Here is an 18,663-nt window from a genome sequence, read left to right as displayed (position 1 = left end):
CTCCTCTTTCTGGACGGGAAAGTTGATCAAAACTCAGGAAACGTCGGGAGACCGTCGTCGAGTTTTATCCATGGCTGCTGGCGTGATACGAAGACATGGGCCTTGGGTTGCGCAATCGATGGGTCATCCAACGTCACAGCAGAAAACCAAGCATCTGCGCTCCAGTCTTGGCCCTCAACTTCATTTAGGGCAGCATAAGTCAACGTCGTTCCACATTCCCGACAAAACCCTCGGCGAATACCCGGAGTTTTCTCAATGTGTTGGATTTCGCCTTTGATCACTTCAAAGTCTTCGGCGGCCACTTTAGCCCAAGTTACAAAGGCACCGCCAAGGGCCATTTGGCACGAACGGCAATGGCAATGACCCGACCAAACTGGCGGTGTCGCTATCTGATACCGAACGGCACCACAGTAACATCCACCTTGAAGTTTTTCCATCGTATCAAACTCTCCTGACGTGCGGCTCTGCAAACATCAGCGTTGAAGCGTTCGCCTTTTCCCCAGCACAAAAACAGATTTCACTGTGAATATTGTCAAGAAAACCGTTATCATGCGAAGCAAATAGTCTGAGGATACATAAGAAAAACTATAGTATGGATTGGCTGCACCTTCCCCCGATGAACGCTTTGCGCGCTTTCTCAGCGGTTGCGGAAGCAGGGAGTTACACCGTGGCGGCTGAACGCTTGAACGTGACCCAAGCAGCTGTCAGCCAGCAGGTGAAATCGTTGGAAAGGCATTTGGGTGTAGCTCTCGTTGCTAAACGTGGGCGCAGCATTGAGCTGACCGAGCCAGGCATCATACTTGCACGTGAACTGGGTATCGGGTTTGAAATCATTGGAAGGGGTGTCGAACGACTGGCAGAACACACAGCAAAGCGTCCCGTTCAAGTGACCATGTCACCAGCATTCGCGGTGGAGTGGCTATTGCCGAGAATGGCAGAGTTTCAACGTGAACACCCAGAGATCACTTTGATGCTGAACCCAACTTCGGAACTGGTTCAGATACGCCCCGGCGGTATAGATGTCGCCATTCGGTATCACGACAGACGCATGCCAAGAAAAAAAGAGGATACTGTCCTTGTCACCGACATGGTAGTGATCGGAGCACCTTCATTGGTGAGAGACCAAGACCTGCGTGACCCGGCCTTTTTAACGAAGCTGCCCTGGTTACAGGAACTGGGCACCAACGAGGCGGCTGACTGGTTCACCTATCACGGGGTTGTTCCTGCCGAGCCATTGACCATAAACCACATGCCGGGGAACCTGATCATGACTGCGGTTCGCCGGGGTGACGGTATCACGTATTCTGCCAGAGCTTTTTTTGAGGAAGATCTTTCATCTGGTCGGATGATTGAATTGTTCTCTGAGCCACTCTTCGGCGTCTACTACATCCAGACTCAAGCAGAATTTCAGCGTCCCGAGGCTAATGTGTTCGTCAACTGGCTTATATCTCAGTCGCAAGTCGTCTCGGCAAACACGTCCGAAAACTGATCCAGTTGCAGTTGGAAACCTTCGAACCAAGCTAGGCTCGAGGCTGTCGCGCACCTCAATTGTTCGAAGTGGAATTCAAGTGATCAACTACATACTCCGCGTCCTCGCCCACGCCATAAAACAGGCCTGACCCTTGTGTATGCATCCAATGCAGTCCGCAGAAGTACATGCCATCTACGTCTGTAATACCTCGCTCATATAGCGGATAGCCAGTCTCATCGAAGACTGGCAAGTCGATCCATCCAAAATCGCGGTGAAACCCGGTTGCGTATATGACGGTTGAAACATTTGCTGCAGCCAAGTCGAAGAACGGTGGTTCAGGTTTGGGCTGCCAGTTGATCGGGACAACAATTTCCTTGGGATCATCGAGTCCATTCTCTGCAACAAACGTGTCGATGCTCTCCATTTCCGCGCGGCACACATCGTCCACTGCCTTGAGCGTCTCTTCAAGTCCGCCCGCCAAAATCAGACACCCGTCTTGAACACCCTCAATCTTGCTGTGTAGTTTGACCCCGTCGAGCGCCATCTGGCGAAGATCAATAATACGACCACCCTCTCGCCCAGAGAGATGTGGATGGGCTTTGAACCGGATAGCTGTCCCTTTGGGATGGTCCTTTACCGCCATGTTCATGTACCCAGTCGCCAAGTCCCATTCAAAAATGTCGCGCCCCCTATAGCGACGTGGGATGCGGCCAGCACTGCCCACTGCGAGATGTACGTCGCGCCCGGATAAGTGCAGGTCCTCAGCGACCTGACACTCTGACTGACCACTTCCAATAATGAATACCGCGCCATCCGGTAGGCTCGCTGAGTTGCGATAGTCACACGTATGAATGCCAGTAACCCTTTCAGGCAGATCGTAATGCCAACTTGGTATATTCGGGTGTTGATGCGTGCCGACGGTGACGATCAAGTTCTGTGCTCTGATTTCGCCATCTGATGTGGTTAGTTTGAACCGACCCGGTCCTGCACTTGCCTCGATTCTAGCTACCTCAACGCCCCCTCGATAGGGCGGACCAAAACTGCTCGCATAATCTTCGATGTACTTGACGATCTCATCGCGGAGCATGAAACCATCGGGATCATCCCCATCGTAATGGAAACCTGGAAGTCGGCAGAGTTTGTTAGGAGAGACCAGGCAGAACGAGTCCCAACGGTTACGCCATGTATCGCCGATCTGCCCGCGGTCCAAAACAACGTGATCATGACCAGCCTGCTTTAAGTGCCAGCTAACAGAAAGACCAGCTTGACCTCCGCCCACAACCACAGTGTCAATCAGGGTGTACATAGCAGCAAACCTCTCTATGAAACTCTATCGGCGACAGCTAGTTGCTTCAACGTATCAATGTCCGCTTTGGGCTCAGAGCAGCCGTTCACGGGGTTGCTACTCCAACCCTTCTTCCCCCAGCAGATGCCGTCCCTGCCGGTCCTCGACCTCAATCACCCAGAGGTCGGGGTCAAAGCTGCGTTGGCGCTGGATGGCCTCGTCCACGTCCGCCTCGAGGCCAGAGGACAGCTCGACCCATTTGCGCTCACCGCTCATCAGGTCAAAGCTGCGTTGATAAGCCACCGCCTGCCCGTCCAGCGTGTTGAGTTTCACCAACACCGCCCCTGCCGTATCGTCTCCGTGCGTTACGACAAAAGCAGGGATCTCCTGAAACCGCAGCCGTGCCAGATAGGCGTGGACCCAGAAATCAGCTGTCAGGCGGGTCATGCGTTGCCGTCTTTGAAATCCAAACCCATTTCCGAATACCGCTCGGATTCCTCCAGCCAGTTGGGGCGGACTTTGACCTGCAGGAACAGGTGAATCTTGCGGTCGAGGAATTCTTCCAGCTCGGCCCGCGCGGCCTGACTGACCGCCTTGATCGTCTCACCGCGTTTGCCCAGCACAATACCCTTGTGACCGTCGCGCATCACATAGATGACCTGATCGATTTTGGCTGAGCCGTCCTTGCGCTCTTCCCAGTTCTCGGTCTCGACGGTCAGTTGGTAAGGCAGTTCCTGATGTAGGCGCAGGGTCAGCTTCTCGCGCGTCATTTCAGCGGCGATCATGCGCAGGGGCAGATCAGCGATCTGATCTTCGGGATAAAGCCACGGGCCTTCGGGCAGTTCCGAGGCCAGCCATTTGCGCAGATCGTCAACGCCGTGACCTTTTTCGGCAGAGATCATGAAGGTTTCGGCAAAAGGATAACGGGTGTTCAGGTCGCTGGTCAGCGCCAGCAACTTCTCGGACGGCACCTTGTCGATCTTGTTGATGGCCAGCGCGATGGTGCGGCCCTGCCCGATCTCGTCGAGCCCTTCGAGGATGCGTTCAACCCCTTCAGTGATACCACGATGAGCCTCGACCATCAGCACAACAACATCGGCATCCGCTGCCCCGCCCCATGCGGCGGCAACCATGGCGCGATCCAGACGGCGGCGAGGTTTGAACAGGCCCGGCGTGTCGACGAACACCAACTGCGCATCGCCTTCCATCGCCACGCCGCGGATACGGGCGCGCGTGGTCTGCACCTTATGCGTCACGATCGAGACCTTGGCCCCGACCATGCGGTTCAAAAGGGTGGATTTGCCTGCGTTGGGCTCTCCGATCAGGGCGATAAATCCGGCGCGTGTGGTCATGTGTCCTGCGATCCTGTTTGCAAGTGCGCACCCCTATAGCAGAAAAGACCTATGGGCCAGAGGGATTTGTCGCATTGCAGCCATGCATTGAGGGTGGCAGGAACTGGGCTGAGCCAAGCCAAACTCAGCCAGGAAAATGTCATTTCAATGAGGCAGTGATGAAACGTCGTGAGTTTCTTTTGGGCAGCGGTGCCACAGCCGGAGCAATTGGGTTGGCCGGTTTCGGATTGGCGGACAGTACGCAGGAGCTTGTCGTCCAACCAGCCAGCTTTGCGCTACGCGATCAAGTCACAACAGGCATGGTGAGCTTATCGCCGAATGCGCCACCTCCGGTTATATACGGTACTCAGGGCAAAACCATGAGGATGCGGGTGCGCAACACCCTGCCTGATTATACCGCAATGCACTGGCACGGATTGCGCATTCCCAATGGAATGGACGGAGTGCCCTATTTGACTCAAATGCCAATCGGTTCGAATGAGGTGTTCGAGTATGAATTTACCCCACCTGACGCGGGCACCTACTGGTATCACCCCCACTGTATGACGATGGAGCAGATGGCCCGTGGACTGACTGGGGTCATGGTCATTGCGGAACCTGAGGATCCCGGTTTCGACAGTGAGCAGGTGATTAACCTACGTGATTTCCGGCTGGATGAGGATGGCAGTTTTCTTCCGGCATATACCGCACGTGGGGCAGCCCGTGCTGGAACCTTTGGCAACACACGGACTGCCAATTGGCTGGATGCACCGGTTTACGATCATCAATCGGGCGGTCTGGTGCGGTTGCGCGTTGTCAACACTGACACCACCCGCGTTTACAAACTGCATTTGGTAGGTTCCGAGGCGCGGATCATCGCCTGGGACGGACATCCTGTGAATTTTGATGTCCCAATGCCCAGCGCGGATGAGCCGCTTTTGGTCGGGCCGGGTCAACGCGTAGACATGGCGGTCGCAATGCCTGAGATCGAAGGGCAAACGGTCGATCTGATGGCTAAATTCCCCGGCCAAGCGCATCGGCCGATGACCCGGTTGCGCGCCTTGGGTGCATCCGGTGCCCGCGATCTGCGTGAATTGCACCCGTTACCGGAAAACCCAACTGCGAAGCCCGATTTGGTCAATGCCGAGACACACGAGTTTGTGTTCGGCTGGACACCCGAGGGCGGCGAACCAGCAAACGGGTTCTGTGGATCACTTGGATACAATTTCTGGTCGATTAACAGAAAACCCTGGCCCGGTGACGCCGCGCAGGACGTTGGACCGTTGGCGACACTGGAACTTGGAAAAAGCTACGTCTTTCGGCTGCGCAATGAATCCCCGAACCTGCATCCGATACACCTGCACGGGTTGGTCTTTGTGCCGTTGAAGTCGAACCTGAGAAGGTTGCCCCCGCTGCTGACCGACACCATGCTGTTGTTAAAAGACGAGGTGGTCGAGATTGCTCTGGTTGCCGACAATCCCGGAAACTGGGCGTTTCATTGTCATGTGATCGAGCACCAGAAAACCGGGCTGACCGGATTTATTCGGGTGGTTTGACTGTCGAATTGGCCACGCCAATCCTACTGATCGAGGGGCCAGCCCCCGCGCCCGAGAAAATTTCAATCAGATGAAGCTGGATCCTGCAGATCACTTCGGCAGGCGATCCAATAGTGCCTTCGCCGCCGCTTGTTCGGCCTGACGTTTTGAGCCAGCGGTGGCCTGCATCTCGGTCCCATCCTGCAGGCGGGCGGCGATTGTGAAAACTGGGGCGTGATCGGGGCCGCTGCGGTTGATTTCAACATAGCTGGGTGGCTTTTGCCCCCTCGCTTGCGCCCATTCCTGCAATGAGGTTTTGGCGTCGCGAGCATCGGCTTCGACCGTGTGAACGCGATCCCCCCAGAGAGAAAGAATTACATCGCGCGCAGCCTCAAACCCGGCATCGCGGTAGATGGCGGCGATCACCGCCTCCATCGCGTCACCCAACAGAGCTTGTTTGCGACGGCCACCGGACAGCATTTCAGACCGACCCAGTTTCAGGACGGCGCCCAGATCAATCTGGCGGGCCACGTCAGCACAAGCCTCTTTTCGAACCAGCGCGTTGAAACGAGGGGCCAGTTGCCCTTCAGAGGCTTGCTTGTCGGCCTCAAGCAAAGCAGTCGCCATGACCAAACCCAGCACCCGGTCGCCCAAAAACTCCAAACGTTGGTTGTCGGCGCGAGTCGGGGATGACACCGAGCCGTGGGTCAAAGCCCGAACCAGCAACTCGGGGCTGTTAAATTCGTACCCCAGGCGTTGCTGAAACGCTTTTATTTCGGCCGAAAGCTTCAATTGACCGCCTTGAAAAAGCGATCACCGCGCCAGGTCCAGAAAAACAGCATCGACCGGCCCGCGGACGAGAACATGATGCGGTCAGCACGACCAATCAGATTTTCATAAGGCACATAGCCGACCCCACCTGCGGATTGTGGCAGGCGGCTGTCACTTGAATTGTCACGGTTGTCGCCCATGAAGAAATAGTGACCTTCGGGCACAGTATAGATGCCGGTGTTGTCTGCACCTTGATTGCCAATGTTCAGAACATCATAGGCCACGCCGTTGGGCAAAGTTTCAACAAAGCGCGACTTTTCGCAAACGCCACCGATCCCAACAGGGCCGTTTTCACAGCGCGGGCGCAGGCCTTGCGGCCCCTGCGGTGCGGCAATTTCAGTAAACACCCCATCGGGTTGTTGCGGCACGGGGGTGCCGTTCAGAATGATCTGACCTTCTCGGACCTGTATCCGATCACCCGGCAGGCCGATCAAACGTTTGATATAATCGCGTCCGGTGACGGGATGACGAAAGACGATGACGTCGCCGCGCTCGGGCTGTGCGCCCCAAATGCGAGTGTTATCGTCGCCCTGCATCCAACCGCAGATATCCTCGGCATCAATATTTAGACCGACGCTGGGGATGATCAGACTGGGGCAGGAAGCGTAGGAATAGCCATAGGCCATCTTGTTGACGAACAGGAAATCTCCGATCAGCAGGGTTTGTTTCATCGAACCCGATGGGATCCAGAACGGCTGGAAAAACAGGGTGCGGAATACGCCCGCGATCAACAGGGCATAGACGATAGTTTTTATCGTCTCCCACACGGGATTTCCGGTTTTGACGTCCTCGGCCATACTGCTCTCCGGTCCTTGGTTTGTTGGAGTGCTACATGCGTGGCGGATTGGGCCAAGTCAAGGCCACGCCAGGATCAGAGGCTGGGCGCGCCTCGATCACCACAAAAGCCTGCGCCCAGGGGTGATCGTCTGTCAGGGTGACGTGGATGATCGCCTCATGCCCTTCGGGGGTCATCTCCTTGAGGCGCTCAGCGGCCCAACCGGTGACATGCATCACTGGCTGGCCGGTGCGCAGGTTGCTTACGGCCATATCTTTCCATGAAATGCCCATTCGCAGACCGGTACCCAGCGCTTTGGAACAGGCCTCTTTCGCGGCCCAGCGTTTGGCGTAAGTGCCCGCAACATCCGCTCGGCGTTCGGCTTTGCGCTGCTCAATCTCGGTAAAAACACGATTGCGGAAGCGGTCGCCGAACCGCTCGAGCGTGCCCTGAATACGGTCGATATTCGCGAGGTCTGTGCCTATGCCGAGGATCATGTGCTTCGGTTTTCTTTTTTCAGAACAATCGAATAGCCACTTTTGACACCAAGTATGAATGCGAACCGGCACGAAACGAGCGAGATGCAGCCGGCGACAACAATCTGGACACCGTAAAGTACCAGAGCCGTTCCATCCGCAAAAACCGCAAAAAAACCAAACGCAAAAACCTGAATCAGAAAAAGGCCCAGAACGACACAGAGGCCCGTCAGAACCATTTTTTTGGCTAGAACCCAACTTTTGAAGGACGGTCCGCGTTGCTTACCATTTGTGCCGACCCACCCCCCGTAGAAGTACGCCGCAACAATAAGTGCGATGCTCATGGGCATCAGCGAAACAGGAAAGTCCACGTCGAACAGGCGCCGGATCAACGACAAAAACACCAGCACTGAAAAGACAAACGCCAAGTACGTGACGTAGTCTAACCTTACCTTGTCCTTTGTCGTAGATATGGCCATTGCTCGTTTCAAGCGCGCGCCTCGTCCATCAGTCGACGCATCTCGGCGATGGCCGGGGTGAGCCCCAAAAAGATCGCTTCACCGATCAGGAAGTGGCCAATGTTCAGCTCGCGCACCTCGGGGAAGGCGGCAACCGGTTTCACGGTGTCATAGGTCAGGCCGTGGCCTGCGTGAACCTCTAGGCCCAGAGAATGGGCATAGGCAGACATCTCGCGCAGGCTTTCCAGTTCGCGCGCGGCTTCATCGATGTGGCCGTCGGCGTGGGCATCGCAATAGGCGCCGGTATGCAGTTCGATGACCTCAGCTCCGATGCGATGTGCGGCGTCGATCTGGCGCTGGTCGGCGGCGATGAAGATAGACACCCGGCAACCGGCTTCGCGCAGAGGGGCAATGAAATGGGCGAGTTTGTTTTCCTCGCGGGCGACTTCAAGCCCGCCTTCAGTCGTGCGTTCCTCACGCTTTTCCGGGACGATACAGACCGCGTGCGGCTTGTGGCGCAAGGCGATTTTCTGCATCTCAGGGGTTGCCGCCATCTCAAAGTTCAACGGCACCGACAGGACTTCCATCAGACCATCGATATCGGCGTCCGAAATATGGCGGCGGTCTTCGCGCAAATGCGCAGTGATGCCGTCGGCCCCTGCCTCTTCGGCCAGTTTGGCCGCACGCAACGGATCGGGATAGGCCCCGCCGCGCGCATTACGGACCGTGGCCACATGATCAATGTTCACGCCCAGGCGCAGGGGGTTGTCAGACATCACGTGATTCCTTTTCCGAATTCCGGCCCGAGCCTAGTGGGTTTGTCACGGAAACGGCAGCCCTGGATTCGGCAAGCCGTTTGATTTCTTCAAACTTTGCCTTGATCTTGGACCGGCGGCGAAGCTGATAGGTGCGTATCAGGGGAAGGCTGAGATAATAGCAGACTACGCCCGCCAAAAGCCCCGGAATGATGCCGCCGATCATATAGGGAAAGAACACCTCGTCATAGAACACGCTAAGCCCGCGCCAGTCCGCATCACGGTCGGTGAACATGGCGATGAAGTTGTTTTTCAGATCGCTGAGCGCCCTAGCGAAACTGTCCATCAGACCGTGGGTCTCGCCTTCTTCAAAATCGTCGCCAAGCAGAAAGTGGCCCGTTTGCAGACACACCACACCGATGGGAACATATGTCAGCGGATTGCCAAAGAATGTGCCGCTGAGTGCGGCCAGCATATTGCCGTTGATCAGGCGGGCGATCACCGCGGCAACGACGAAATGCAAACCGTAGAATGGCGTGAAGGCAGTAAACACACCGGCCCCTATTCCACGCGCAATGCGTTCAGGCGTGTCCGGCAAGCGTCGGACGCGGTGTTTGACGTAATGGAACGCCCGGGTCCATCCCCCGCGGGGATAGACGAATTCCGAAGCGATCTGGACAGGCGAGCGTCGATCTCGGCGCTTGAAAACCACTCCTGATCACCCCTTCTCAGCCAGCCGCGACCGCGGTTTTTTCTCTTTCCCGGTACCGCTCGACCGCAGCAACATCGCTTTCGGCCTCAAGCATCAGCATCAGCGAATGCAACTGTTCAAGGTCGCGCAGTTCGACACTGATCAGAAGGCGATAAAAATCCGGTTTACGGTCAACGAATTCCAAGTTTGAGATATTAGCCTTTTTCTCACCTATCAATGTGCAAATACGCCCCAGAACGCCAGCATCGTTACCGATGGTCAAATCCAGCGTAACACCGTACACGGCCGGGTGTGTGCCCGAATGCCAGTGCAGATCAACCCATCGCCCCGGTTCGCTTTCGAATTCGGTCAAACGGTCACAATCGATGGCGTGTACCACAACGCCCTTGCCGCGATATGTAATGCCGACGATACGCTCGCCCGGCAACGGCTGGCAACAGGGGGCACGATCGAATTTCTGACCCGGCTCAAGGCCAATCACCGCGCGGCGTGGGGAAATGGCATCGCCGTCGTCCTGAGTGAGTTCGGGATAGACTGCGCTAACCACGTCATGCGCTGTCAGTTCGGCACTTCCGAGGCGGGCCAGCAACTCGTGCCGGTCCTTCAGGCGCAGGTGTTTTGCAGCGGTGTCCAGCGCCTTGTCGGTGGCCTTACGACCGACGTGATCAAATCCCGAGCGCGCAAGCTCTTTGCCCAGCTTGATGAACCGTTCGCGATCCACTTCGCGCAAGGCGCGGCGGATTGAGGTACGGGCCTTGCCGGTCACTGCAATCTCAAGCCAAGTGACCTGCGGTGTCTGACCATCCGCGGTGATAATATCCACGGATTGACCATTCTTGATCCGGGTCCACAGCGGCACGCGGATGCCATCCACCTTGGCCCCAACACAGGCATGGCCGATCCGGGTGTGAATCGCATAGGCGAAGTCAATCGGCGTCGCCCCGCGCGGCAGCTTGACCACATCCCCCTTGGGCGTGAAGCAGAACACCTGGTCCGAATACATCTCAAGCTTTACCGCTTCGAGGAAGTCTTCGTGATCATCTTCGCTGTCGAATTGTTCGGTCAGGTTCGCGATCCATTTGGCCGGGTCTACAGCAAAGGGGTTTTCCGAGCGCACGCCGTCGCGATAGGACCAGTGTGCCGCGACGCCGGTTTCGGCCACGTCGTGCATCTGGCGGGTACGGATTTGGACCTCAACCCGTTTGCCGTCACGCCCCGATACGGTGGTGTGGATCGAGCGATAGCCGTTTGACTTCGGCTGGCTGATGTAATCTTTGAACCGCCCCGGAACGGCGCGCCAACGCTGGTGGATCGCTCCAAGAGTGCGATAGCAGTCTTCCTCGGACCGCGTGATGATGCGGAAACCATAGATGTCAGACAGGCGCGAAAATCCCTGATCTTTTTCCTGCATCTTGCGCCAGATTGAATAGGGTTTCTTGGCGCGGCCGAACACCTCGGCCTCAATACCGGCCTTTTCCAATTCATGCCGCATATCGCCGGTAATGCGATGGATCACATCCCCGGTTTCGCGTTGCAGCGTGATAAAGCGGCGAATAATCGACTGACGGCCTTCGGGGTTCAGGACGCGGAACGCGAGGTCTTCGAGTTCTTCGCGCATCCATTGCATACCCATGCGGCCCGCAAGCGGCGCGTAGATGTCCATCGTCTCTCGCGCTTTGACGATCTGCTTTTCCGGGCGCATCGCCTTGATCGTGCGCATGTTGTGCAGACGGTCGGCCAGCTTGACCAGAATAACTCGCAGGTCCTTGGACATAGCCATGAACAGCTTACGGAAGTTTTCCGCCTGCTTGGTTTCGCGGCTAGAGAGTTGCAGGTTGGTCAGTTTGGTCACGCCGTCGACCAGCTTGGCGACCTCATCCCCGAACAGCTCGGCAATCTTGCCATAGCTGGCCTTGGTGTCCTCGATCGTGTCGTGCAGCAGCGCGGTAATAATGGTGGCATCATCCAGACGCTGTTCCGTCAGGATGGCAGCAACAGCAACGGGATGGGTGAAATAGGGCTCGCCGGAATGGCGGAACTGCCCTTCATGCATCTGTTTGCCGAACTCGTAGGCACGGGCAATACGTTCAGCATTTGTTTTTGGATTGTAGTTGCGGACCAGCGCAATCAGGTCGTCAGCAGAAATCATCCGGTCCGCACCTTCGTCTTTGGGGATTACCCCTGGCCTTGAGCCTCCATCAGAGCGCGCAGCAGCTTCTCTTCGGACATGTCGTCATCAGCAGGCTTGTCTGATTCCGCACCCATTAGCAGAGCCATCTGATCTTCTTCGGGCTCGTCCACCTCGATCTGAGTCTGGTTGGCCTCGATCAGACGCTCACGCAGCTCGTCTGCGCTCTGAGTTTCATCGGCGATTTCGCGCAGCGACACGACAGGGTTTTTGTCGTTGTCACGATCCACAGTGATCGACGCACCAGCGGAAATCTCGCGCGCCCGATGGGCTGCAAGCATCACCAGTTCGAACCGGTTCGGGACCTTGTCTACACAATCTTCGACCGTAACGCGGGCCATGAGGCGCTCTCCGTAAATGAATCCGTGGCAAGAAGGGGTTTATCTAAGCGCGATTCCCCGCCTTGACAAGCAGGAAATGGTGCTATTGCGCCAATCACAAAGGAGTGACGGCCTCAATATCTTCGGCAGGCAGGTCCGCCAGCATTTCACTGACGCTTTTCCCCAGCACCGGATGCCGCCAGTCAGGTGCCACGTCCGCCATCGGGACTAATACAAAGGCCCGGTCCTGAAGGCGTGGATGCGGCAGAATAAGCTGGTTTGGCGCCTGCTGTTTCTGCCTATCCGGCGGCAAAGTCAGCCACCGGTAAAATTCCGTGCTATCGGGCAGAACAAGATCGTTGAAACAGACGAGGTCCAGATCCAGTGTCCGCATACCCCAGCGCTGAACCCGCTCGCGGCCAAATTCTTGCTCAATCTCGTGCAGCAAACGCAGCAACTCGACCGGGGTCATTTCCGTCTCCAGCAGAGCCGCCGCATTCACATAGTCCGGACCTGCTCCGGCTGGGAAGCAAGGGGTCTGGAAAAAGCGGCTGATCGCGCGAATCACCACCCCCTGACGCAAAATCGCGTCAATTGCCCTTTCAAGTGTCACCTTGGGCCCTAGTTCTCTCAATTTGAGATTCGCACCCAGTGCAATTACCGCATTAGATGTAATTTTGCTCATTCTACTCCCTATATTCGGCGAATTGCATGCTTGCGATACAAGTTAAAAGCCCTAATTATAGGCATATCAGCGCGCCGCTCTTTTTCTAGCTCACTCACCTAACATCCGGCGTTCTGGTTTGTACCGGAAGGATCTATTTATGTTTTATAAAGACGAACGGCTAGCGCTGTTCATCGATGGCTCGAATCTTTATGCAGCCGCTAAAGCACTGGGGTTTGATATCGACTACAAATTGTTGCGCCAGGAGTTCATGCGCCGCGGCAAGATGCTCAGGGCTTTTTACTACACAGCGCTACTGGAAAATGACGAGTATTCGCCGATCCGTCCCCTGGTTGACTGGCTGCATTACAACGGCTTCACCATGGTGACCAAACCGGCAAAAGAATACACCGACAGCATGGGGCGTCGGAAAGTCAAAGGAAACATGGACATCGAACTGACGGTGGACGCCATGGAACTGGCGCCGCGCGTCGATCATATCGTGCTATTCTCGGGCGATGGGGATTTCCGCCCGCTGATTGCCAGCCTGCAGCGTCAAGGTGTGCGCGTTTCGGTGGTTTCGACCATTCGCAGCCAGCCACCGATGATTTCGGACGAACTGCGCCGCCAGGCTGACAATTTCATCGAATTGGAAGACCTGCGCGACGTGATCGGACGACCACCGCGCGAAATGCCGATGGAACCGCGCAGCGTCGCGGCCGCTGGCGGACAGTAAGACCCGGCCACTCACTACCGGGGGAAGAATTTGGCGCGGTCAGGATACGAAATCCGGACCGCGCCATTTTTAACTATGAACAGGTGCTAAAACACCTATTGCCTAACACTGATTCATGTCAGGGAAATGACAAGCTCCTGTCTGGACCATGGCCGGGAAAAGACTTACCTGTGACCTATGGAGACCGCGACATGACGAAGCCCCCCCTGACCCTTTACCTCGCCGCCCCCCGCGGATTCTGCGCCGGTGTCGACCGCGCCATCAAAATCGTCGAGATGGCGCTGCAGAAATGGGGGGCACCTGTCTATGTGCGTCACGAAATCGTGCACAACAAATTTGTTGTCGACGGGCTGCGCGCCAAGGGCGCTGTTTTTGTCGAGGAACTGGACGAATGCCCCGATGACCGTCCAGTGATCTTTTCGGCCCATGGCGTGCCTAAATCGGTACCAGCCACTGCGGAACGGCGCGAAATGATTTATGTCGATGCCACGTGCCCGCTGGTCTCCAAGGTTCATGTCGAAGCACAACGCCACGCCGAGGCTGGCTTGCAGATGATCATGATCGGCCACAAAGGCCACCCTGAAACCATCGGCACTATGGGTCAGCTTCCCGAAGGAGAGGTTCTGCTGGTCGAAACCGTCGACGACGTGGCGCAGGTTCAGGTGCGCAACCCGGACAAGCTGGCTTTTGTCACCCAGACCACTTTGTCGGTGGATGACACCAAGGACATCATCGCTGCGCTGGAAACGCGTTTCCCGGCAATCGTCAGCCCCCATAAAGAAGATATCTGCTACGCCACCACCAACCGACAAGAGGCCGTCAAGGCCGTAGCGCCGAAATCGGATGCCCTGTTGGTTGTCGGCGCGCCCAATTCATCCAACTCGCGCCGTTTGGTCGAGGTCGCCTCGCGCGCCGGATGCGATTATGCGCAATTGGTGCAACGCGCGTCCGAAATCGACTGGCGGGCACTCGAAGGCATTTCGTCCGTGGCTATCACTGCAGGCGCTTCGGCCCCCGAAGTGCTGGTCAACGAAGTGATCGACGCGTTCCGGGATCATTACGACGTGACGGTTGAACTGGTCGAAACCGCCGTCGAAAACGTCGAGTTCAAAGTGCCCCGCGTGCTAAGGCAGCCTGCATGAGTGGTATTCCAAGGGTCCCGCTGATCCTCGGGCTGGCAGGGTTGATCCCATTTGTCTGGGGTGCATTAACGTATCTGAGCGACGACCTGCACAGTTGGGGCACTCAGGCACTGGGCGCGCGGTTTGTGGGGCCGTATGTGCAGCTGTTCTATGGGTCTGTGATCCTGAGCTTTATGTCCGGCGTTCTGTGGGGGTTCTCCTCGAAAACCTCCGGCAGCAAGGCGGCCACATGTTACACGCTGTCGGTTCTGCCTGCGTTGTGGGCCTTCTGGAAAACCGGTGGCGGCCCGGTTAGCGCTGGCACCAACCTGATGTATGGGTTCGCCGGGCTGCTGGTGCTGGACGCCATGTTCGCCTATTGGCGGCTGACACCAACTTGGTGGATGAGGCTGCGCCTGTTGCTGACTGCAATTGTATTGGCCTGCCTTGCTGTAGGGGTTTATCTGTGACCGACAAAAGAACAATCGACGCCTACGCGGCCCGCGTGGCCGACTATCTAAAAGTCCCCCTGCCCCCGGAACAGATCGAGGCCCGTCTGGCCTTTGCCGAAGCCGTTGGGACAGGCCATGTGCTGGATTTGGGTTCAGGCCCCGGATCGGACAGCGCATTCTTCATGCGTGAAGGGCTGACAGTACGGGCGCTGGACGCGACCCCGGCCTTTGTTGAATACGCTCGGGACAACGGTGTGGACGCACATCTGGGGACCTTCGACGATGTAACCGAACTGGATGCCTATGACGGTATTTATGCCAGCTTTTCTCTGCTGCACGCCCCGCGCGCTGATTTTCCGCGCCATCTATCTGCCATTCACAAGGCCCTCAAACCCGGCGGCATCTTTTTTCTTGGCCTGAAACTAGGCACAGGCGAACATCGCGACGATCTGGATCGCCACTATACGTATTTCTCGCAGACCGAAATCGAAGAGGTGCTAGCAGAAATCGGGTTTACGATCGACCGGATTACTACCGGCATGGGCACAGGCCTAGCCGGATCATATGACGGTTTCATTCTGGTCCTGGCCCATGCCTGAACTGTTTGCCTATACCGACGGCGCCTGTTCCGGCAATCCCGGCCCCGGCGGCTGGGGCGTTCTGCTGCGGGCAGTAGAGGGCGATAAAGTTTTGAAAGAACGGGAATTGAATGGCGGTGAGGCCGAAACCACCAACAACCGCATGGAACTTCTGGCCGCCATAGCCGCGTTGGAAACACTCGAACGCGCCTCGAAGATCACCGTCGTTACAGACAGCGCCTATGTCAAAAACGGTGTGACAGGGTGGATTTTCGGTTGGAAACGGAACGGCTGGAAAACCTCGAACAAGAAGCCGGTCAAAAATGTCGATCTGTGGCAGCGACTGGATGAGGCGCAGACCCGCCACGACGTCACGTGGGAATGGGTCAAAGGCCACGCGGGCCATCCAGAAAATGAAAAAGCTGACGAGCTGGCCCGCGCGGGAATGGCTCCGTTCAAACCTAAAAAGACACAGGCATGACCTGGCTTGCCTTTCTAGACTATGCCTCGGTTCTGGTGTTTGCCCTGACCGGCGCGCTAGTGGCCAGCCGGGCGCAGTTAGACCTGGTGGGGTTTGCCTTCATTGCCTGCCTGACCGCTGTGGGCGGAGGCACAGTGCGCGATCTTCTTCTGGACCGGCATCCGGTTTTCTGGGTCGGGCAGCCGGATTACATTCTTATCGCCGTTGCGGCGGCAGTCCTGGTGTTCTTTACCGCGCATCTGGTTGAAAGCCGGTATAACTGGCTGATCTGGCTGGACAGCTTTGCCCTTTCAATCGCCGCGGCCGCAGGCACCGGTGCGGCCATATCTTTGGGCCACTCAGGCGTGATCGTGGTGCTCATGGGCGTGACCACTGGTTGCCTTGGAGGATTGATGCGGGACGTTGTTTGTAACGAGGTGCCGCTGGTTCTGAAGCAGGGCGAGCTGTACGTCTCTTGCGCGTTTGCCGGGGCGCTTACTGCAGTGCTGGTCACTCGTTTGGGTGCCGAAACTCTGTTTGCGCTGGGCCTATGTGCCTTGGTTTGCTGGGCTTTGCGCGCTGGATCGATGCTGTTCGGTTGGCAGTTGCCCGTTTACAAAGCACGTCCGCCGCGCCGCTAGAAACCCAATTGCACCATTGAAATCCTTTATGATCCGCTGCCCGATGTGACAGGATGGCAGGAAATCAACTTACCCGATTTTCACGCCGGAGCAGACATCATGGATATGAAAAAGATTCTTGAGGATTTTGACGCCGCCTACAACGACGCGTTCAACCGTGGCGATGCTGCCGGTTGCGCCGCCTTCTTTACCGAGGACGTTATGCTTTTACCACCGGGCGAAGCTATGACGCGCGGGCGGCAAGCGTTTGAAGATACCAACGCGTCAAGGATCAAGGACAATAGCGGCGGCACGCATACCAACAAACTGGTCGATTTCGGCGTGTCCGGAGATATGGCCTATCAGATCGGCACATACGCCATCGAAGACAGCGATCCGCCCGAGCGAGGCAAGTTTGTCAACATCCTGAAACGCCAGCCAGACGACACCTGGAAAGTCAGCATATCCATCTTTAACAGCGACCTGCCCTAGGCCGGTATCACCGCCGAAAGTAGGTCTGCCAGATCCATATCACCAGTAGCGCACCCAGCACGGCGCCGACAAAGCCTGACAGCCATCCCGCCAGTGTCACCAACGCGCGCAGCAAGAAACCACCCACCAACGCCCCTACTATGCCGATCAGCATTGTCGTCGGAATGTCTGCCTCGATCCGCATCACGCGCGTGGCGAGAAAACCCGCTGCTGCTCCGATAATGATCAGGGCGATAACCGACATCTCACTTCCTCCAGTGAGTCGGGACAATGATCAGGGCGCCAATGGATGAGATCACCGCATCCAGACCCGGCGGACCAAAGCTGATACCGAACATTATACGGACAAAGTAGAACAGGAACGCGCCGCCGACGCAGATGATGATCGAAGGCAGGTAACCGTTATGGGTAAAGCCCGTTTTCTCGGACAGGTATCCCACGATCCCAGCGATCGCTACAGTTCCCATCAGGATCATGAACATTAGGTATCACTCCGATGAAAAACGGGTGCCGACCGCGATGGGCCAGCCACGCAAAAAGGTTTCTCTATCCTGTGCGCCTTTGCCCGCCCGTTGCAAGCGCAGCAGTTCGACGGCCCCAGTACCACAAGCGATGCGCAGCGAGTCGTCCAGTACTTCACCCGGCGCGCCCTGCCCGTCTGCCAGACGCGATGCCAACAGTTTGATACGCGTGCCATCAACCTCGGTCCAGGCACCCGGAAAGGGTGACAAACCGCGAATTTGCCGGTCGATTTCGGTGGCCGGGCGGGTCCAGTCAATTCGCGCCTCGGCCTTGTCGATTTTAGTGGCGTAGGTCACCCCGTCGTTTGGCTGCGGTTCAGGGGCCAAATCGGGCAAACGCTCCAGCGCTTCGACAATCAGCTCAGCACCCATGTCCGACAGGCGATCATGCAATTGATCAGTTGTCTCCTCGGCCCCGATCCCGGTCGTCTTTCGCAGCAAAACCGGACCGGTGTCCAAACCAGCCTCCATTTGCATGATACAGATACCAGTTTCCCCATCGCCCGCCATGATAGCCCGATGGATCGGAGCGGCACCGCGCCAACGCGGCAACAGGCTGGCATGAATGTTCAGACACCCCTTTGCTGGCGCGTCAAGAACGGGCTGCGGCAAAAGCAGGCCGTATGCAACGACTACGGCAACGTCAGCGTCCAACGCGGCAAATACCTGCTGTTCATCCTCGGATTTGAGTGACACCGGGTGGCGAACGGGCAGGCCCAGCGCCTCAGCCCGTGCATGGACAGGCGTCGGGCGATCCTTTTTCCCCCGACCTGCGGGGCGCGGAGGCTGACAGTAGACCGCAGCGATCTCGTACCCGGCTTCGACCAGCGCATCCAGCACCGGGACCGAGAAATCGGGCGTTCCCATGAAAACGACGCGCAT

At 56.9% G+C, this 18,663-nt stretch carries 25 protein-coding genes; 9 read left to right on the top strand and 16 right to left on the bottom strand.

Annotated features, from left to right (window positions below; translation table 11 throughout):
- Positions 1-26: 26 nt before the first annotated feature.
- Complete coding sequence (locus ACR0IY_RS16090; protein WP_170558299.1) at positions 27-437, bottom strand: GFA family protein; 411 nt, start codon at positions 435-437, stop codon at positions 27-29.
- Between the two features lie 155 nt (positions 438-592).
- Between ACR0IY_RS16090 and ACR0IY_RS16085 the strand changes: the two genes are divergently transcribed.
- Positions 593-1,489 carry a LysR family transcriptional regulator gene (locus tag ACR0IY_RS16085; RefSeq protein ID WP_480675017.1) on the top strand — a complete coding sequence of 299 codons (897 nt, stop codon included), beginning with the start codon at positions 593-595 and terminating at the stop codon, positions 1,487-1,489.
- A 55-nt stretch (positions 1,490-1,544) separates the two neighbouring features.
- Here ACR0IY_RS16085 and ACR0IY_RS16080 read toward each other — a convergent pair whose 3' ends face one another.
- From ACR0IY_RS16080 to era, 3 genes are all read right to left on the bottom strand, one after another.
- A complete protein-coding gene (locus ACR0IY_RS16080; RefSeq protein WP_480675015.1) occupies positions 1,545-2,777 on the bottom strand; it encodes a flavin-containing monooxygenase in 1,233 nt (410 codons plus the stop codon).
- Positions 2,778-2,873: 96 nt separating this feature from the next.
- Entirely contained in the window at positions 2,874-3,203 is a 330-nt protein-coding gene (locus ACR0IY_RS16075; protein ID WP_480675013.1) for a DUF1491 family protein, read from the bottom strand.
- On the bottom strand, positions 3,200-4,108 hold the full coding sequence (gene era, locus ACR0IY_RS16070; protein WP_480675011.1) for a GTPase Era: 909 nt from the start codon (positions 4,106-4,108) through the stop codon (positions 3,200-3,202). The genes ACR0IY_RS16075 and era overlap by 4 nt, the downstream gene beginning before the upstream one ends.
- A 158-nt stretch (positions 4,109-4,266) precedes the next feature.
- Here era and ACR0IY_RS16065 point away from each other — a divergent pair, with 158 nt between their 5' ends.
- Positions 4,267-5,643 (top strand): multicopper oxidase family protein, encoded by a 1,377-nt coding sequence (locus ACR0IY_RS16065; protein WP_480675009.1) that lies wholly within the window; start codon positions 4,267-4,269, stop codon positions 5,641-5,643.
- A gap of 90 nt (positions 5,644-5,733) precedes the next feature.
- Here the strand turns inward: ACR0IY_RS16065 and rnc are convergent, their stop codons facing one another.
- From rnc to folK, 9 genes are all read right to left on the bottom strand, one after another.
- The gene (gene rnc, locus ACR0IY_RS16060; RefSeq protein ID WP_480675008.1) at positions 5,734-6,414 is read right to left on the bottom strand and encodes a ribonuclease III; all 681 of its coding nucleotides are present in this window, start codon (positions 6,412-6,414) and stop codon (positions 5,734-5,736) included.
- Positions 6,411-7,250: a signal peptidase I gene (lepB, locus tag ACR0IY_RS16055; RefSeq protein ID WP_480675006.1), complete on the bottom strand. Its 840-nt coding sequence runs from the start codon at positions 7,248-7,250 to the stop codon at positions 6,411-6,413. Before lepB ends, rnc begins: the two co-directional genes overlap by 4 nt.
- Before the next feature lie 31 nt (positions 7,251-7,281).
- Entirely contained in the window at positions 7,282-7,725 is a 444-nt protein-coding gene (gene acpS / locus ACR0IY_RS16050; protein ID WP_480675004.1) for a holo-ACP synthase, read from the bottom strand.
- Positions 7,722-8,183 carry a hypothetical protein gene (locus tag ACR0IY_RS16045; RefSeq protein WP_480675002.1) on the bottom strand — a complete coding sequence of 154 codons (462 nt, stop codon included), beginning with the start codon at positions 8,181-8,183 and terminating at the stop codon, positions 7,722-7,724. Before ACR0IY_RS16045 ends, acpS begins: the two co-directional genes overlap by 4 nt.
- Positions 8,184-8,191: 8 nt before the next feature.
- On the bottom strand, positions 8,192-8,938 hold the full coding sequence (locus ACR0IY_RS16040; protein ID WP_480675000.1) for a pyridoxine 5'-phosphate synthase: 747 nt from the start codon (positions 8,936-8,938) through the stop codon (positions 8,192-8,194).
- Positions 8,931-9,629, bottom strand: a complete 699-nt coding sequence (locus tag ACR0IY_RS16035; RefSeq protein ID WP_480674998.1) for a DUF2062 domain-containing protein — start codon at positions 9,627-9,629, stop codon at positions 8,931-8,933. The genes ACR0IY_RS16040 and ACR0IY_RS16035 overlap by 8 nt, the downstream gene beginning before the upstream one ends.
- A 16-nt stretch (positions 9,630-9,645) precedes the next feature.
- On the bottom strand, positions 9,646-11,778 hold the full coding sequence (locus ACR0IY_RS16030) for a RelA/SpoT family protein (protein ID WP_480674996.1): 2,133 nt from the start codon (positions 11,776-11,778) through the stop codon (positions 9,646-9,648).
- A 26-nt stretch (positions 11,779-11,804) separates the two neighbouring features.
- Entirely contained in the window at positions 11,805-12,158 is a 354-nt protein-coding gene (gene rpoZ / locus ACR0IY_RS16025; protein ID WP_170333724.1) for a DNA-directed RNA polymerase subunit omega, read from the bottom strand.
- 94 nt (positions 12,159-12,252) lie between these two features.
- Positions 12,253-12,822: a 2-amino-4-hydroxy-6-hydroxymethyldihydropteridine diphosphokinase gene (gene folK / locus ACR0IY_RS16020; RefSeq protein WP_480674994.1), complete on the bottom strand. Its 570-nt coding sequence runs from the start codon at positions 12,820-12,822 to the stop codon at positions 12,253-12,255.
- 139 nt (positions 12,823-12,961) lie between these two features.
- Between folK and ACR0IY_RS16015 the strand changes: the two genes are divergently transcribed.
- From ACR0IY_RS16015 to ACR0IY_RS15985, 7 genes are all read left to right on the top strand, one after another.
- Positions 12,962-13,537 (top strand): LabA-like NYN domain-containing protein, encoded by a 576-nt coding sequence (locus ACR0IY_RS16015; RefSeq protein WP_058283597.1) that lies wholly within the window; start codon positions 12,962-12,964, stop codon positions 13,535-13,537.
- A 191-nt stretch (positions 13,538-13,728) separates the two neighbouring features.
- Positions 13,729-14,679 carry a 4-hydroxy-3-methylbut-2-enyl diphosphate reductase gene (gene ispH / locus ACR0IY_RS16010; protein ID WP_480674992.1) on the top strand — a complete coding sequence of 317 codons (951 nt, stop codon included), beginning with the start codon at positions 13,729-13,731 and terminating at the stop codon, positions 14,677-14,679.
- Positions 14,676-15,128, top strand: coding sequence for a DUF3429 domain-containing protein (locus ACR0IY_RS16005; protein WP_480674990.1), 453 nt, complete (start codon positions 14,676-14,678; stop codon positions 15,126-15,128). The genes ispH and ACR0IY_RS16005 overlap by 4 nt, the downstream gene beginning before the upstream one ends.
- Positions 15,125-15,709 (top strand): class I SAM-dependent DNA methyltransferase, encoded by a 585-nt coding sequence (locus tag ACR0IY_RS16000; RefSeq protein ID WP_480674988.1) that lies wholly within the window; start codon positions 15,125-15,127, stop codon positions 15,707-15,709. The genes ACR0IY_RS16005 and ACR0IY_RS16000 overlap by 4 nt, the downstream gene beginning before the upstream one ends.
- Complete coding sequence (gene rnhA, locus ACR0IY_RS15995; protein ID WP_480674986.1) at positions 15,702-16,169, top strand: ribonuclease HI; 468 nt, start codon at positions 15,702-15,704, stop codon at positions 16,167-16,169. Before ACR0IY_RS16000 ends, rnhA begins: the two co-directional genes overlap by 8 nt.
- Positions 16,166-16,789, top strand: coding sequence for a trimeric intracellular cation channel family protein (locus ACR0IY_RS15990; protein WP_480674984.1), 624 nt, complete (start codon positions 16,166-16,168; stop codon positions 16,787-16,789). Before rnhA ends, ACR0IY_RS15990 begins: the two co-directional genes overlap by 4 nt.
- A 99-nt stretch (positions 16,790-16,888) precedes the next feature.
- Entirely contained in the window at positions 16,889-17,260 is a 372-nt protein-coding gene (locus ACR0IY_RS15985; protein ID WP_480674982.1) for a YybH family protein, read from the top strand.
- Positions 17,261-17,267: 7 nt separating this feature from the next.
- Here the strand turns inward: ACR0IY_RS15985 and ACR0IY_RS15980 are convergent, their stop codons facing one another.
- Genes ACR0IY_RS15980 through fmt form a run of 3 tightly spaced genes read right to left on the bottom strand, consistent with a single transcriptional unit; the run spans position 17,268 to position 18,663 of the window.
- Positions 17,268-17,504 (bottom strand): GlsB/YeaQ/YmgE family stress response membrane protein, encoded by a 237-nt coding sequence (locus ACR0IY_RS15980; RefSeq protein WP_480674980.1) that lies wholly within the window; start codon positions 17,502-17,504, stop codon positions 17,268-17,270.
- A 1-nt stretch (position 17,505) separates the two neighbouring features.
- On the bottom strand, positions 17,506-17,742 hold the full coding sequence (locus ACR0IY_RS15975; protein ID WP_480674978.1) for a hypothetical protein: 237 nt from the start codon (positions 17,740-17,742) through the stop codon (positions 17,506-17,508).
- Positions 17,743-17,748: 6 nt separating this feature from the next.
- Positions 17,749-18,663 carry a methionyl-tRNA formyltransferase gene (fmt, locus tag ACR0IY_RS15970; RefSeq protein ID WP_480674976.1) on the bottom strand — a complete coding sequence of 305 codons (915 nt, stop codon included), beginning with the start codon at positions 18,661-18,663 and terminating at the stop codon, positions 17,749-17,751.

The sequence above is a fragment of the Ruegeria sp. BC1 genome (assembly GCF_056539305.1).
Note: the sequence above shows the minus strand (reverse complement) of the source record. Positions and strands in the feature narration are given on the sequence as shown.